This is a genomic window from Pantoea sp. AN62, assembly GCF_050432985.1.
Classification (GTDB): domain Bacteria; phylum Pseudomonadota; class Gammaproteobacteria; order Enterobacterales; family Enterobacteriaceae; genus Pantoea; species Pantoea brenneri.
The window spans coordinates 135,598-151,342 of record NZ_JBNPYB010000002.1 but is presented as its reverse complement, the minus strand read 5'-3'; the positions used below and the strand labels follow the sequence as shown (position 1 = coordinate 151,342).

At 53.5% G+C, this 15,745-nt stretch carries 16 protein-coding genes and 1 riboswitch; of the genes, 5 read left to right on the top strand and 11 right to left on the bottom strand.

Going from position 1 to position 15,745, the window contains the following annotated elements; genetic code table 11:
* Positions 1 to 67: 67 nt before the first annotated feature.
* A riboswitch (TPP riboswitch) is annotated at positions 68 to 170 on the bottom strand.
* A 123-nt stretch (positions 171 to 293) separates the two neighbouring features.
* Both FHW04_RS03675 and ascF read right to left on the bottom strand, forming a co-directional pair.
* The gene (locus FHW04_RS03675; RefSeq protein WP_089561818.1) at positions 294 to 1,724 is read right to left on the bottom strand and encodes a 6-phospho-beta-glucosidase; all 1,431 of its coding nucleotides are present in this window, start codon (positions 1,722 to 1,724) and stop codon (positions 294 to 296) included.
* A 31-nt stretch (positions 1,725 to 1,755) separates the two neighbouring features.
* Complete coding sequence (ascF, locus tag FHW04_RS03670; RefSeq protein WP_089561817.1) at positions 1,756 to 3,210, bottom strand: PTS cellobiose/arbutin/salicin transporter subunit IIBC; 1,455 nt, start codon at positions 3,208 to 3,210, stop codon at positions 1,756 to 1,758.
* A gap of 253 nt (positions 3,211 to 3,463) precedes the next feature.
* On the opposite strand from ascF, the gene FHW04_RS03665 reads away from it, so the two are divergent.
* Positions 3,464 to 4,477 carry a LacI family DNA-binding transcriptional regulator gene (locus FHW04_RS03665; protein WP_089561816.1) on the top strand — a complete coding sequence of 338 codons (1,014 nt, stop codon included), beginning with the start codon at positions 3,464 to 3,466 and terminating at the stop codon, positions 4,475 to 4,477.
* A 3-nt stretch (positions 4,478 to 4,480) separates the two neighbouring features.
* On the opposite strand, the gene FHW04_RS03660 is transcribed toward FHW04_RS03665, so the two are convergent.
* Both FHW04_RS03660 and FHW04_RS03655 read right to left on the bottom strand, forming a co-directional pair.
* Entirely contained in the window at positions 4,481 to 5,230 is a 750-nt protein-coding gene (locus FHW04_RS03660; RefSeq protein WP_179420062.1) for a DNA-binding transcriptional regulator YciT, read from the bottom strand.
* A 75-nt stretch (positions 5,231 to 5,305) separates the two neighbouring features.
* On the bottom strand, positions 5,306 to 6,568 hold the full coding sequence (locus FHW04_RS03655) for a DUF1479 domain-containing protein (RefSeq protein WP_089561815.1): 1,263 nt from the start codon (positions 6,566 to 6,568) through the stop codon (positions 5,306 to 5,308).
* Between the two features lie 255 nt (positions 6,569 to 6,823).
* Here FHW04_RS03655 and FHW04_RS03650 point away from each other — a divergent pair, with 255 nt between their 5' ends.
* A complete protein-coding gene (locus FHW04_RS03650) occupies positions 6,824 to 7,645 on the top strand; it encodes a Cof-type HAD-IIB family hydrolase (protein ID WP_143811584.1) in 822 nt (273 codons plus the stop codon).
* Positions 7,646 to 7,723: 78 nt separating this feature from the next.
* Here the strand turns inward: FHW04_RS03650 and FHW04_RS03645 are convergent, their stop codons facing one another.
* A complete protein-coding gene (locus tag FHW04_RS03645) occupies positions 7,724 to 8,116 on the bottom strand; it encodes a winged helix-turn-helix transcriptional regulator (protein WP_089561813.1) in 393 nt (130 codons plus the stop codon).
* 110 nt (positions 8,117 to 8,226) lie between these two features.
* Between FHW04_RS03645 and FHW04_RS03640 the strand changes: the two genes are divergently transcribed.
* Entirely contained in the window at positions 8,227 to 9,276 is a 1,050-nt protein-coding gene (locus tag FHW04_RS03640; protein ID WP_089561812.1) for an NAD(P)-dependent alcohol dehydrogenase, read from the top strand.
* 268 nt (positions 9,277 to 9,544) lie between these two features.
* Here FHW04_RS03640 and FHW04_RS03635 read toward each other — a convergent pair whose 3' ends face one another.
* Positions 9,545 to 10,291, bottom strand: coding sequence for an SDR family oxidoreductase (locus FHW04_RS03635; RefSeq protein ID WP_031377527.1), 747 nt, complete (start codon positions 10,289 to 10,291; stop codon positions 9,545 to 9,547).
* A 109-nt stretch (positions 10,292 to 10,400) separates the two neighbouring features.
* Positions 10,401 to 11,495 carry an NADH:flavin oxidoreductase/NADH oxidase gene (locus FHW04_RS03630; RefSeq protein ID WP_089561811.1) on the bottom strand — a complete coding sequence of 365 codons (1,095 nt, stop codon included), beginning with the start codon at positions 11,493 to 11,495 and terminating at the stop codon, positions 10,401 to 10,403.
* 193 nt (positions 11,496 to 11,688) lie between these two features.
* Between FHW04_RS03630 and FHW04_RS03625 the strand changes: the two genes are divergently transcribed.
* Positions 11,689 to 12,591, top strand: a complete 903-nt coding sequence (locus tag FHW04_RS03625) for an AraC family transcriptional regulator (protein ID WP_069729294.1) — start codon at positions 11,689 to 11,691, stop codon at positions 12,589 to 12,591.
* Between the two features lie 92 nt (positions 12,592 to 12,683).
* On the opposite strand, the gene FHW04_RS03620 is transcribed toward FHW04_RS03625, so the two are convergent.
* Positions 12,684 to 13,382, bottom strand: a complete 699-nt coding sequence (locus FHW04_RS03620) for a hypothetical protein (RefSeq protein ID WP_046289328.1) — start codon at positions 13,380 to 13,382, stop codon at positions 12,684 to 12,686.
* A gap of 210 nt (positions 13,383 to 13,592) precedes the next feature.
* Positions 13,593 to 13,814, bottom strand: a complete 222-nt coding sequence (locus tag FHW04_RS03615; protein ID WP_031377530.1) for a hypothetical protein — start codon at positions 13,812 to 13,814, stop codon at positions 13,593 to 13,595.
* Positions 13,815 to 14,055: 241 nt separating this feature from the next.
* On the opposite strand from FHW04_RS03615, the gene FHW04_RS03610 reads away from it, so the two are divergent.
* Entirely contained in the window at positions 14,056 to 14,364 is a 309-nt protein-coding gene (locus FHW04_RS03610) for a hypothetical protein (protein WP_031377531.1), read from the top strand.
* Between the two features lie 58 nt (positions 14,365 to 14,422).
* Here the strand turns inward: FHW04_RS03610 and map are convergent, their stop codons facing one another.
* A complete protein-coding gene (map, locus tag FHW04_RS03605; protein ID WP_069729297.1) occupies positions 14,423 to 15,208 on the bottom strand; it encodes a type I methionyl aminopeptidase in 786 nt (261 codons plus the stop codon).
* Complete coding sequence (locus tag FHW04_RS03600; RefSeq protein ID WP_031377533.1) at positions 15,205 to 15,450, bottom strand: ParD-like family protein; 246 nt, start codon at positions 15,448 to 15,450, stop codon at positions 15,205 to 15,207. The genes map and FHW04_RS03600 overlap by 4 nt, the downstream gene beginning before the upstream one ends.
* Positions 15,451 to 15,745 lie beyond the last annotated feature (295 nt).

The window sequence follows — 15,745 nt, the reverse complement described above, 5'->3', positions numbered from 1 at the left end:
CGGTTCGTTAACATAAGGAGATCCGGGCATACGATGAAGAACAGGCAAAAACGCAGAAGATGGTGCAGAAACGCTGCCGACCCGTCCCTTCGCTGGCATGACCCAGATCAGGTTCAAAGGGTTCGGCTTGCGCCATCTCAGCCCATTACAGGACACCCCTCGGAGACGTTTGTTATACGATAATTGTTAGCTGAATACAACGGCAGGCCGCAGGCCAGCTCAACCAGCAGCCCGCTTGTTGCTGCGGGTCGGCTGACCAGAATAGCCTGTTCTGTCGATACAAGGTGACAGTGTCACTCCAGGTCTTCACCATTGCTGGCGATGACTTTTTTATACCACCAGAACGATTTTTTCCGGCTGCGCGCCAGCGTACCGTTGCCCAGATCGTCACGATCGACATAAACAAATCCGTAACGTTTACTCATTTCGCCGGTCGAGGCGGCAACCAGATCGATGCAGCCCCAACTGGTGTAACCCATCACCGGTACTCCGTCGGCAATCGCATCGCCCATCGCCCGGATATGTTCACGCAGATAGCTGATGCGGTAATCATCTTCAATCTCACCGGCATCATTGAAGGTATCGCGTGCGCCCAGACCATTTTCGACCAGAAACAGCGGCTTCTGGTAGCGGTCATACATCATATTCATGGTGATGCGTAAGCCAAGAGGGTCAATGCCCCAGCCCCATTCACTGCGCGTCAGATGCGGGTTGGTCAGTGATTTCACTACGTTGGCGGCGCTGCTGTTAAGCTCGTTCATCTCCGCCGACGCGCAACGCGAGGCGTAGTAGCTGAACGAAACAAAATCGACGCTGTTTTTCAGGATCTCCGCATCGCCGTCATCAATCTGCAGGCTGACTCCTTTTTCACGAAACAGGCGGGCCGCGTAGGCGGGATAGTACCCGCGCGCCTGCACATCAATGAAGAACAGGTTTTCCCGGTCTTTTTCCAGCGCCGCCCAGACATCTTCCGGTTTGCTTGACCACGGATAGAAGTTGCCGCCTGCCAGCATGCAACCGACCTGATTGGCCGGATTTATTTCATGGGCGATTCTGGTCACCAGCGCGCTTGCCACCAGCTCATGATGGGCTGCCTGATACTTAACCTGCTCATGATTTTCACCTTCTTCAAACACCAGCCCGGCGCCCGAGAACGGACTGTGCAGCAGAATATTGATCTCATTAAAGGTCAGCCAGTACTTCACCAGACCGTCAAACGCTTCAAAGCAGCTGCGAGCATAGCGGGCAAAAAAGTCGATCATCTTGCGGTTGCGCCACGAGCCATATTCAGTAACCAGATGCATCGGTACATCAAAGTGACAGAGCGTAACCAGCGGTTCGATATTGTATTTCCGGCACTCTTCAAACACCGCGCGGTAAAAAGCGATCCCCTGCGGATTAGGCGTCAGCTCATCCCCATTCGGATAGAGACGGCTCCACGCGATGGAGGTACGAAATACGCTGAATCCCATTTCCGCCATCAGTGCGATGTCTTCCGGATAGCGATGATAGAAATCAATTGCGTCGTGGCTGGGGTAAAACTCATCGTCACGCAGGGTGAAGCGCTGCTCCAGGCCTAACTTTACCGGCATCCGGTGCGGACCGTGGGGGATCATGTCAACGGTGGTTAAGCCCTTTCCGCCTTCACGATAGCCCCCCTCAGCCTGATTGGCGGCTAACGCGCCGCCCCATAAAAATCCTTGCGGGAATCTTGATTCAGACATGAAATCCTCTGTTTCGGGTCAGCATTGCCCGTTAGTTGGCGTTAATCGCGTTGGTTCGCTCGGTCACCGCAGCCGGTGCTGGTGCAGCCGCTGTGGCCGGCTCGGTTTCAGGAATGTCCTCGAAACCTAAAATCAGCGTCAGCACAAATGACAGCACGACCGACAGCACCATCACCGCCGCGACCCAGACGATAGTCATCGGATTAGCGGGATCAAAAAATTGTACGCTGGTAAACAGGCCGGGCGAGGCCATCGAATGGCTGGCCAGGCCGCCAATACCGGCTACTGCGCCACAGATAAAGCCGCTGATTAAACAGGCGATCAGCGGACGTTTCAGCCGGACCGCCACGCCATACAGCGCCGGTTCTGAAATGCCAGCGATAATCGCCGACGCCGCCGCGGCCAGCGCGGTCTGACGCAGTTCACGGTTTTTGGTTTTGAACGCCACCGCCAGCGACGAGCCACCCAGTGACAGGTTGGCACCGATTTCGGACGGCATCACCATTCCCTCTTTGCCAGTTTCAGCAATGGTCTGGATGATGGTCGGCGTAAACACCCGGTGCATTCCGGTCATCACCAGCAGCGGCCAGATGGCACCCATAATTGCCACCGACAGCCAGCCGAGATAGCCGTGAACGGTATACACCAGCGCCGAAATCCCGCTGCCGATCCAGATACCAATCGGCCCGATCAGGACGATGGCGATCGGTGCAGCAATCAGCACAATCAGCATCGGTTTAAGGAAGTTTTTTGTCACCGCCGGGGTGATGCGATCGACGCCGCGTTCAATGTGCGACAGGATCCAGGTCATCACCAGCGCCGGAATAACCGTGTAGGTATATTTCACCGCGGTGACCGGAATGAAGGCAAATTCTACCGGCTGGCCCTGCGCCGCTTTAGCCATCAGCTCGATGAAATTGGGGTGCACCAGCACCCCGGCAATGGCAATCGCCAGCGACATGTTGGTTTTAAATTTCAGCGCCGCCGACGCCGCCACCATCACCGGCAGGAAGAAGAACGCCCCGTCGCCAATCACATTCAGGATCACCAGGGTTGATGAGCCTTTTTCAAAGACTCCAGCCATGTCGAGGATCATCGCCAGCAGTTTGACCATCGATCCGCCGATAATGGCCGGAATTAACGGTGACATGGTGCCCACCAGCGCATCGAGAATCCCTGCGCCAATCCCTTTTAAGGTCAGCTTACGCTTCACCGGCGCAGAGGCACCGCCGCCAGGCGAACCCAGCTGCATTATCGCCTGATAAGCCTGTGACACATTGTTGCCAATAATCACCTGGCACTGGCTGTCGTTGTGCACCACGCCCATCACGCCATCAATGGCTTTTAATCGCACAAGATCGACCTGTGTCTGATCTTTAACCACAAAGCGCAGGCGAGTCATGCAGTGGGTGAGCGCGTCAATATTGGTGAGGCCACCTAACGCGTCGACGATAGCGCGTGAAACCTCGGCATAGTTTCTGGGCATGATGGATCTTCTCTGTAGGGTAATCGGTCAGTGTTATGTTTTATGCCCTGACTAAGCGGCGAATAGGAAACCGGTTTCACAAAATCATGAAGATCTTTATTGGATGCGACAAGCGCTAAAAACACTCAAATTTTGGTTTTGTGATGGATGTCACCACGCGAGTGGATGAAAAGCGGCGGCGTGCCGGTGAAAATATTTCCAATAATGAGAGGCTTAGGTAGACTGGAAACCGACGCAGTGAAGGAGCAGTGAAATGGCAACGATTCAGGAAGTAGCCGCGCGGGCAGGCGTTTCAAAAGCCACGGTGTCGCGGGTGTTGTCCGGCAACGGTTATGTCGGGCAGGAGAAGCGCGAACGGGTACTGCAGGCGATAGCCGAAACCGACTACCGGCCGAATCTGCTGGCGCGTAACCTGGCGACCAAATCCAGCCAGACGATTGGCCTGGTGATTACCAACACGCTCTACAGCGGCAGTTACTTCACTGAACTGATGGCCCACTCGGCGCGGATGATGGAGCAGCAGGGGCGTCAGCTTATTCTGGCCGACGGCAAGCATACTGCGGAGCAGGAGCGGGCGGCGATCCAGTTCCTGCTCGATCTGCGCTGTGACGGGATTATTATCTATCCGCGCTTTCTCTCTATCGATGCGCTTGATGCCATCATCTCCCAGCATCGCCAGCCGATCCTGGTGATCAATCGCCGCCTGCGCGTTAACGACAGCTACTGCATTTACATCGACCAGCACGCCACCAGCGCCGATGCTGTCAGCCAGTTGCTGGCCCGTGGACATCGTGAGATCGCCTTTATAACCGGATCGCTGGATTCACCGACCGGTATGGAACGCTTGTCGGGTTATCAGGCCGCGCTGAAAGATGCGAAGATTGCGCTTGATTCGCAGCGGATCGTGCAAGGGAAGTGGACAGCACAGAGCGGCATGGCGGCGGTCGATAGCCTGCTGGCGCGCAAGGTGGCGTTTACTGCGATTGTTGCCAGCAACGATGAGATGGCGATCGGTGCTATCAAGCGGCTGACCGAATGCGGTATTGCCGTTCCGCAGCAGGTGTCGGTGCTGGGTTTTGATGATATTCCGCTGGCACCCTACATCACGCCTTCGCTGTCGAGCATCAAACTGCCGGTCACCGAAATGATCAACGAAACCATTGGCCGGCTGGTCACCATGCTGGATGGCGGTGAGTGGCGACCGCGGCCGCCGTTTAACGGCAGCCTGATACTGCGTGATTCGGTTGCTGACGGCCCTGCGGCGTAGGGCTTAGCCCGTGCTGACCTGAATCACCTCAATCTGCTGCTCCTGCAGTTGCAACAGGATGGCGGCATCAAGCTGATCGTCGGTAATGACCTGACGGACCTGGTAACCCGGCGACAGCGGATAGGGCTGAATCTGACCAAATTTCGAGCTGTCGGTCAGTGCATAGCTTTCAACACCTTTTGCCAGCACCGCATCAACCACATCGCAGCGCAGCATATTGCGACCGGTAAAGCCGCTTTCCGGGTGCCAGCCATCGACCCCAACAAACGCCTTATGAAAATGCGTCTGCTGAATACAGTAACGGGTCAGCGGACCGACCATCGACTCACTGCTTTTTTGTAGCAGGCCGCCCAGCACTATCACTTCGCAGGTGGCATCGCGCAGTAACTGGGCGATGTAGTGACTGACGGTAATCAGGGTGATATCACTGCGGTCCGCCAGCGCGCGCGCCAGCAAAGCATTTGTACTGCCACCTTCAATAAACACCGACTCGCCCGCCTTCACCAGGCTGGCGGCACGATCGGCCAGCGCCTGTTTAATCGGGTAGCGGGTATTCATCCGGGTTCCCACATTGTCACTGTCGATCGCCAGCGCAGAGCCGTGGATCCGCCGCAATAAGCGATCGCGTTCCAGCAGGGTCAGATCCTGACGCACCGTGACTTCTGAGACGCCCGTTAGCTGCGCCAGTTCGCTGACAGCGATGGTGCCCCGGGTATTAACCAGTTGAATAATCTGATGATGACGTGGATTCATAAGCCCGCTTCGCAGAATAATAATCGCCGCAGTTTAACAGGGAAAGGACCGCGCCGGAGCCGACGCGGTGATAAATCAGGCTAAATCCAGCGCCCGGCGGCCATTCTGATTCAGATCGGCCAGCGTGAAGCGCTGCTGCCAGTTCGCTTCGTAATCTTCAGGTGGAAAATCAGCGGGCGAACGACCCTGTTCCAGCGCCTCGGCAACCTGCCGGGCATAAGCCCGATTCTTGTCGCACATCGGCGCGGCCGGGATGTACATCACATTGCCCCAGCCCCGTTGATTCTCAACCGGCGCCACCGCGTGAATCACATCGCAATGCCACCAGACGGAATCGCCCGCCTCTAAAGCGGGGATGGAACTGAGTCCGGCAATCAGGTGTGGGTGCCATTTCTCATTGATCGGCAAAACCCGACCTGGCTCTACGCCGCACAGCTCATCTTCCGGGACATCGGATAACAGCGGACGCAGCAGCACATAAGCCATCGCTTCTGGTACCGGCACCACATGCAGCAGACCCTGGCCCGGAATCATATCTGACAGGGCGGTCCAGCCCTGGAAGGTGCGGAACACCGAGCATTTGGTGGTATCTGGCACGTCATATTCATCCACTTCAGTACGATGCGCGGCATCCCACGGATCGTATGCAGCGAAATCACCGCTGAACAGTCTGGCAAAGACCTGCTGATAAGCGGGCAGCAGCCAGCGTTCAAGCGCGCCGGAATCAGTATGCGCACCCAGCCCTTTTGAGGTGGTGCCCGGCAGCCGGCGACGGATACGGTCGGGATAGATCACGCTGACATCCGGATCAAACCACTGCTGTCCCTGCGAATCGAAGGTCCACAGGCGATTGAGGAAGGATTGCGCCTGGATCATCGCATCACTCTGACGCGCCTGCATCTGCGCCTGCGACCAGTAAATCGGATAGATTTCTGGCCGGGATGCTTCCAGGCTGCCAAAAAAATTGTCGCCAGGACCGCGATACTGCTGGTCGAAGTGGTTCAGCTCGAGGTAATCGAGCATCGACTTATCCCACGCCAGAGCCTGCTCGCGGGCAAAATGCTGTTTGATGACCACGCAGCCACGTCGTTTGATCTGCGCCCGGGTTTCATCTGAAACCTCGCCTCTGGCCAGAGTCTGCATCTCCACCATGGGCCAGGCACTGCCTGTTCGCTGCTCATCAGCCTTAGCGTCGGCAATTGCCGCTTCAATTTTGTCACACACCTGGCGGAACAGCGCTTCCACATCACCAATCTGGCTGCGCAACTGCTGTTTCATCTGGCGAATCGCTGCTTTTACGTCAGCAGGCAGAGGGGTAGCCCGGGAATTAGCCTTCATCTCATGCTCCTTAACTTGTCAGGGTTGAGTTACGAGTGAAAATTATTTAACCTTCATTCGTAAATTACGGCTGAGATTAACATCCTTGTAACCATTAAAAACGTGCGCTGTAACACAAGTTCCAAACCGGAACGCTCTGAAAGCCGTTAACAAACTCACTATTAGCATTCTCAATAATCCACACAGCGAGTAAGCTTTATGAATCAATTCAATCAGCCGAAAGGATACGACGGCGCAGGTATAGGGGCAGGCAAGATGGCGGTTAAGATGATTGCGGTGGATATGGATGGCACCTTTCTGGATGACAACAAGCAGTACAATGTCCAGCGGTTCTCACGTCAGTATGCATTGCTGAAGCAGAAGGGGATCCGCTTTGTGGTCGCAAGCGGGAATCAGTATTACCAGTTGCAGCGCTATTTTCCCGACATTAAAGACGAAATTGCCTTTGTGGCGGAAAACGGGGCGTGGGTCTCTGACTGCAACGAAGAGATTTTTTGTGGCGAATTAGCCAAAGAAAAAGTCCATCAGATCCTCGATATCCTGGCGCACGAACCGGATATTGCAGTAGTGGTCTGCGGCCGTAACGGTGCCTATGTGCATTCATCCGCCTCGGATGAGGTGCTGGCGATGCTGGCGAATCATTATCACCGGCTGGAAAAGCGTGATGATTTATATGACATCGACGACACCATTTTCAAATTCTCCCTTAACCTGGCGCATGAAGATGTGGATGCGCTGCTGCAACGGCTGCACAACCAGCTGGGCGAACTGGAGAACATCATGCATCCGGTTTCGAGTGGCTTTGGTTTTATCGACCTGATTATTCCCGGCTGTCACAAGGCGCACGGCATTGCGCTGCTGCAGGAAAAATGGGGCATCAGCGATTGCGAAGTGCTGGCGATTGGTGACAGCGCTAACGACATTGAGATGTTGCGACAGGCCTGCTTCAGTTTTTCAATGGCGAATGCGGTTGATTCGGTGGCTGCCGTCGCACGCTATCAGACCCAGAGCAACAATGACGAAGGCGCGCTGAACGTCATTTCCCGGGTACTGGCTCGCGAATTCCCCTTCGACTGATTCTCATCAGTGCGAAGAATCAACGCGTGGCATCTGGTCGTGATTCTTTGCACTAACGGCAGGGTAGCGGCGATATCGTTACCCTGCGGTATCCTGACTTTCTCGCGCATGGCGCTCCATCTCATCCAGCGCTGCCTGATTTTCCAGTCCCCACTGATACATCTGTTCAATCGGTTCCGCGAACCGGCGACCCAGCGCAGTCAGGCTATATTCGACCTTTGGCGGTACCACCTGATACACCTGACGTGAAACCAGCCCTCGTTGCTCCAGTTCCCGCAGCGTCTGAATCAGCATCTTCTTCGAAATACCCTGCAGGCTGCGTTCCAGTTCACCCGTCCTGGCACGGTTTTCTGGCCAGTGATAAAGCGCGTGCAGCACCATGGTGCTCCATTTTACCGCAAACAATTCCAGCAGGCGGCGCGGCGGTGAATCGGCATAAAAGCAGAGTTTTCCATCAACCCAGACCGGCATAACCTTTCTCCATTAGCATGGTTACCAAAGGGTAACTACTACCAAAATGGTAACCTGGTGTCTATAGTGTGCCGCTTTCTTTAGCGCTATAAGCCACCAGGAGGCGACAGATGAAAATTAATGCACTGGTTGCATCACAGGCCAGCCAGCCGTTACGAGCAGGGCAGGTTGAGATTCGCGATTTACAGCCGAACGACGTCATGATTGAGGTACTTTACTGTGGCGTTTGTCACTCAGACCTGCACATGGCACGCAACGAATGGGGCGTCAGCCGCTATCCATTAGTTGCTGGCCATGAAATTGTCGGTCGGGTAGCCGCAGTGGGTGACAATGTGACACAGTTTGCGATGGGGCAGACTGTCGGGGTTGGTGTGATGGTTGACGCCTGCGGGCAATGTCATTTTTGTCAGCAGCAGGAAGAGCAGTATTGTGAGGCGGGCTTCACGCCGACATATAACGGCATCGATAAATATACCGGCGCGTCTACCTTTGGCGGTTATGCCGGACAGGTGATCGCTGACCAGAATTTTGTGGTTTCGGTGCCCGATAACCTGGCATTGAACGCGGTGGCTCCGTTACTTTGCGCCGGCGTTACCGTCTGGTCGCCGCTGCGTCATTTCAATGTCAAAGCCGGCGATCGGGTTGGCGTGGTCGGTCTGGGTGGGTTAGGGCATATGGCGGTTAAACTGGCCAGCGCGCTGGGCGCAGAGGTCACTTTATTTACCACTTCGCCTGAGAAAGGAGCTGATGCGCGTCGTCTTGGCGCCAGCCAGGTCGTCGTTTCACGTGATGCCGCGCAGATGGCAGAGTGCCAGACTTCACTGGATATCATTCTGGATTGTGTTGCGGCTCCGCACGATCTTGATCCGTATCTGGCGACGTTAAAAACCAATGGTCAGCTGGTGCTGGTCGGCATTCCCGATCAACCGCATCCCTCACCGAACGTCACACCGATGGTATTTCGTCGGCTTAGCATCAGCGGCACCTCGATTGGCAGCATTAAAGAGACGCAGGAGATGCTCGATTTCTGTGGCCAGCACAATATTACCGCTGAGGTTGAGATGATTACCGGCGAGGAGGTTGAAACCGCCTTCGCGCGTATGCTGACCAGCGATGTGAAATATCGCTTTGTGATTGATATGCAGAAAACCGGCTGGTAACGGCAATACGGTCTGCCTGTGGGCAGGCCGTAAGTTTTGGGTAGGCAGCTCGCATAGTGGGTCACAGACAATCACCACTGAAGGAAAGGGCAGATGATGGGTTTAAATGGTTAGTGCTCATAGTTACAACATACTTTTAGTCGATTCAGTAACTCAAACTTCAGCTACAGTGCTGACATCATTTCAGCAGTACAACAGGCCGCTCAATGTTATTTATTCAGCACATCAACTGCGGGCGAAATCATACCTGACTTGCCCGCTCCGCTGCTTACAGGTCCTGAGCGGTGGGCCGAAATATAATTTCGTTCACGCCGACATCTTCAGGCTCGTTTATCGCAAATGCGACCATTCGGGCAAAAGTCTCGGCGGGAATGCCGACTTTACCCACGTAGGCCTGATTTGCCGACTGGACGTCTTTGTCGCTGATATGGTCAAGCAGCTCTGTTGAAACAGCGCCCGGAGAGATGAGGGTTGCTCTGACGTTATACTCACTGGCTTCTTTACGTAATCCTTCAGTCAGCGCACGAACGGCATATTTAGTCGCCGAGTAAACTGCCGATGCCGGAAACACCAGATGGGCGGCGACAGAAGCGGTATTGATAATCTGACCCGATTTTTGCGCTTTCATATAAGGCAACGCGGCCGCAATGCCATGTAAAACACCGCGAAGGTTAACATCAATCATCTGATTCCATTCACTGACCTTAGCCTGATCAAGCGTAGATAGAGGCATTACACCGGCATTATTAATCAGCACATCAATACGGCCCCATTGCTTAACGGCGGCATCAACCAGAGCCTTAACATCTTCTTCAAGAGTGACGTCGGTGGCCATCGCTATCGCCGATCCGCCGAGCTCATTAATTTCATTCGCTACAGCATCGATGCGATCAGACCGACGGGCAGCCAGTACCACCCGAGCCCCTTTTTGCGCAAGGTGACGCGCGGCAGCTTCACCCATGCCACTTGACGCACCGGTGATAACGATAACTTTATCTTTAATATTGTCAGTCATGGAATTTCCTCTTCTGCAGATTAAACAGGGCACATTGGCTGGCGCAGTTTAAAGAGCAGGTGTTTTGCGCTGTCACTTCCTGGTTATAACCAGGTTTAGCGGCAATCACTTATTCTGCCCACTCCTTTAACCAGTAAGCGTAAGGCTCAGGTAAAACTGATTCCGGTGCAGTGAGTTTCAGTTCACGAGCGGCCTCAAAGACCCAATGAGGGTTACTTAGCAGTCGGCGGGCAAAAAATACCAGGTCTAGTTTTCCCTCCTGAATAAAATGGCTGGCCTGAGTAGCGCTGTTGATCATCCAGCTGGACGAAACGGCGATACCTGTTTCACTGCGTACCCGTTCTGCGTAAGGAACCATAAAGTCAGGTGCCCATGGAATTTGCTCATCGGGGGTGGAGAGCGCCAGACTGACGTCAATCAAATCAACGCCCGCCTCTTTCAACCAGCGAATCACTTCAAGAGATTCACCAAAATGGTTTTCTGCACAGGTATCAAACTCAACAACGCCCAGCCGGACAGTAAGCGGCAGAGCAACTGGCCAGACAGTTTTCACCGCTTCTACCACTTCCAGCATAAAGCGGGCGCGATTTTGCAGGGAGCCACCGTACTGATCCTGACGACGGTTAGTCTTCGCCGAAAGGAACGACTGCGCCAGGAAACCGTGTGCAAAATGTAATTCGAGCCACTCGAATCCGGCCGTTACAGCGCGAAGGGCAGCATCTCTGAAAGCATTTATCGTTTGGCGGATGTCAGCCAATGACATTTCATCAGGAATATAGTCACTGTCAGGCAGGTAAGGAATGGCACTGGCCGCAACCGGCGTCCAGGCCTGGGGATCCTGTCGATCCAGCGGCGCACCCCCTTGCCACGGCGGCGTACATCCCGCCTTTCTGCCCGCATGGCCAAGCTGTATCCCGGCAACCGCGCCCGCTTGCCTGATTGAAGTAGCAATAGCGGAAAACCCTTCGATTTGGTCATCATTCCACAGGCCCAGATCGCCCGGTGTGATACGTCCTTCCGGGGTAACGGCCGTCGCTTCCACAATCAGCAGGCCAACGCCGCCGCGGGCCAGCATTGCATAATGTGACCGGTGCCAGTCATTAACCAGACCTTTCTTAGCCTGATACTGACACATGGGCGATGCGACAATCCGGTTACGCAAAGTGATATCTTTAATATTGTAGCTTTCAATTAAATCAGCCATTTGTCCTCTCATTTATTAACAATGGGCAGATACTGATTATTCGCCTTTCAGACTCTGATGTGCTTGCCAGATCTGCTGAAATGTTTGCACGAAATGATTTCTGTGGCTTGAATAAAGCAAATGGGTTGCTGCGAGGCTGGGTTAGTCTTATCTTTGCTTACCTGTACTGCTGCAGCGAATAAAGGGCATTTACGTGGCACAAAACTCACTTTCACAACCAGTGTCTCTAGCTGACCTGATTAAGGGAATTGCCCAAAACGATGGCGATTTCTCAACTGCAATCGAAGGCCTCACCCTACATCGCCGCAGTAGTCCGACCTCGCCAGTGCATTGCATTTATCAGATGGGACTGGGAGTGGTGGTGCAGGGCTCAAAAACTATTATGCTGGCGGGTAAATCCACTCACTATGGTGCCGGTGAATCGTTGCTCACGACTATCGATCTGCCGGTGGTATCCCATGTCACTCAGGCAAGTCCTGAGCAACCGTTTCTCGGGCTGATGCTGACGCTCGATCCGCAGACAGTGGTTCAGACGGCTGCCTTGATGACACCAGGTAAACCTGTCAGAGACATCCCGTTTAATCCGCTTTCTGTTGATTCGCTCGACGAGGCGCTGACTGATGCGTTATGTCGTCTGATCAAACTCACTGATGAGCCAGCGTTGGCGGGCCAGCTGGCGCCTCTGATCCTGCAGGAGATTATTATTCGCTTATTAGCCAGTTATCATGGGCCGCAACTCCGTCATCTGGCCACGGCCGGATCGCCCGGGCAGCATATTTCAAGAGTTGTGGGCTGGCTTAAGCAGAATTTTGCCCGCCCCGTCTGTATTGATGAATTAGCGGCGAATGCCTACATGAGTCCTTCCACCTTTCGCCAGCATTTCCGGGCTGTTACCGGCTTGAGCCCACTACAGTACCAGAAGAAACTCCGCTTACAGGAAGCCCGGCAGCAGATGTTAAGTCACAATCTGGATGCCAGCAGCGCGGCGTTAAGCGTCGGTTATGAAAGTGCCTCACAGTTTAGCCGCGAATATAGCCGGGAGTTTGGAGAAGCACCGCAGCGTGATATCAAACGTCTGCGTTTACAGGGTGAGTAAGCTGTCGCGATCTAATCAGCCACCCTAAGGGCAAAAAAAAACTATCCGGCAAAGCTGCCGGATAGTCTGTAGTCAGTCAGCCTGAGCAGGCATTACTCTTCGGATTTGTGCTCTTTTTCCTTCTCCGCATCCGCTTTATCGGCTTCATCATTATCTGCAACGTGGCTGAACGGCTTAAGTAACTGGATATCCAGAATGACGTACACCATGGTACTGATAAACAGCGAGATCACACTGCCAAACACGCCGCTGGTGGTGAAGGTAAGATAGTTGTAGATCACCAGCCAGGTGAGGCAAATAAACAGCGCCAGTGAAATGGTCAGGTTAGCGACAGAATAGTTACTGGTGCCTGCGCCCTGGGTGTGCGTCACTTTAAACAGGTTGCCGATGGAATATTTTTCCAGCACCAGAATAGTTTTTTCCCAGTTACGCTGCTTACGGGCGCTGGCGCGGGTCAGAAATACAAACAGAATCGATATAAAGAAGCCGGAGAAGGCGATCAATACCGGAATCGCCTCAAGGGCATATTCAATACTTTTATGACCACTGCTGCTGCTGAGATCCAGGGTTAACGAGGCACCCAGCGCGGCATAGAGAAAGATAAACAGTAACAGAAAGGTCAGGCTACGCTTCCAGTCACCTTCGGCTTCGATGTTTTTTTGTTGGATGGCTAACTGCAGCGACTGCTGGATTTGCCCGGCCTGCGGCGAATCAGCGTCCAGAGTCTGGCAGGGCGCAGCAAAGAAGTCGTTCATGAACCGCTCATCTTCTTTGTGGATAGAGATTTTCATCGGATACCTGTATCAGAAAGGATGTCCGGTTATTCTAATCAGCCTCGCCTGAAATAACAGAAACTTTATGACGAAACCCTTTCGCCGATTTTTATCTATCAAGCCAGGCCAGCAGAGCAGGTGGATGTCCACTGATTATCAGCTCGCAGGCCGATCGTTGCTACTGCCCGCGATGCGGTTCAGCAGCCCGGCTGAGCGGAGGCGTAACCCTTATTCCGCCGACAAACTGCGTAATTTGAACTGCTTTATAGCATCATTAATGTTGTTGGTGTCGAGAGTGGCAATGCATTGATTACCATTGAACACCTCGTAATGGGCGTTATGTAACTGAAACAGCAAATCTTTGCCGCGAAAATGGATGCGTTTCTGCTTTACGCCTATCCCATGCCGTCGCAATAAAGCCTGCGACAGTCGGTCGGTCTCTTGTGCCATAGCCTCAGCTCCCCGGCAGTACGTGGTCACTGCTATTAAACCTGATAAAGATGAGTTTTATATTAAGAGATGTCCTTATTTTTAACAGGGGCAAAGCGCGAATTTTCGGTGAGAATCGTGCTGATGTTAACGATGTCAGCAGCTATTACCTGACTTATGCCGGATTAATGCTAAACAGCCCACTGAAGCGGCCGCGGATGCGGTACACTTGCCCGGTGAATTCACCACTGGACACGATGCTATGAACGACAAGAAGATGATCTCGATTGATCAGTTCAACGCTGATGAACGACTGGCTGTAGAGGAAACGTTCAACGGGCTGGTGCAGAAGTATCGCCAACGGACCGGCAAAGAGCCTGATAGTAAAAAAGAGAAAGAATTCAATACGGAAGCGCGACAGCTCATCATGTCAAACAAGCTTGAGAAAGAGAGAGCACAGGCAGAAAAGGAAAAGAAAAAACCCCTGCGCCGCAAGAAACCTTCTTCGCTGGCGGCGAGTGAAGTGGGTGATTTCAACTGGGCAGCCTCAGTGGTTAAAGGCCGCAGATAGCCACTCTCTGCGTTATCAGGTCAGAACGAGCCTGAGGTATTACCCTCAGGCTGCAGGTTCAGATTGGCGCATAGTCGCCAGTGCCCTCGGGCCACGGCGTCAACAAATCAAATCCCTCCTCGGTCACCGCCACGGTATGCTCCCACTGCGCTGATAAAGACCGATCTTTGGTCACCACCGTCCAGCCATCCGATAGCACGCTGGTGCCCGCTTTACCGGCATTAATCATCGGCTCGATGGTAAATATCATCCCGGCTTTAAGCGGCATCCCTTCTCCCGGCGTACCGTAATGCAGCACCTGCGGATCGGTATGATAGATTTCGCCCACGCCGTGACCGCAATATTCACGCACCACCGAGAAGCCAGCCGATTCCGCCACACGCTGAATCGCCGCACCGATGTCGCCCAGCGTTGCGCCCGGACGAACCGTTTTAATGCCGGCCACCATCGACTGATAGGTGATATCAACCAGGCGTTTAGCGCGTACTGACGGCGTACCGACGAAATACATCCGGCTGGTATCGCCGTACCAGCCATCTTTGATGATCGCCACATCGATATTCACGATATCGCCATCTTTCAACTTCTTGCTGGCAGGGATACCGTGGCAAACCACGTGGTTAACCGAGGTACAGGTGGTACGGGTATAACCGTGATAGCCGATATTGGCCGGAATCACCTTCAGCTCATTCACAATGAAATCGTGGCAGATATCATCAAGCTCTTCGGTAGTGATACCGGGCCGAACGTGCGGGGTAATCATCGCCAGCACCTGTGCGGCGGCGTGTCCGGCCGCGCGTGCCTTTTCGATCTCTTCGGCAGTATGAATTTTAACGGTGTTCATGACACATCTCCTTGTGAAGTGAGACTTTCTTTATGAAGTAAATGTCGGATATCAGAACTGCCTTCCAGTTCTAATCGAATCAGCATCTGTGCAAGCTGCTGTTGAGTGAGTTGCGGATAGAACTCCGCCAGCATCCCCAGCTTTAGCCAGTGCTCTGCCTGTGCATTGATCGATCGACTCATCGCCTGGCTGGCAATGCGCAGATTTTCATGCATCAGGTCGGAAATTTTAACGATGCCCATGTAAGCCCTATATGAAACGTATATGTTTTATATATAGCTTAATGAGAACGATATGATTTGCAAGGAGACTTTCTCACCGATGTGAAAAGGTATGAAATTTGTCCGAACATCACCGACATGACTTATATCAGCTGATATTCATCTGCGCATGAATCGGGATACTTTTTGGACATCGAAATGTTTCTGATTTCATAGAAGGTCAGCGGGTTCGCCTCCTCACTTAAACCGTACTGCGCCTAAACCCGTTTAAATGCCGGCGTCAGTTTTTCCGGACGCACAGGGCCGGGATAACGCC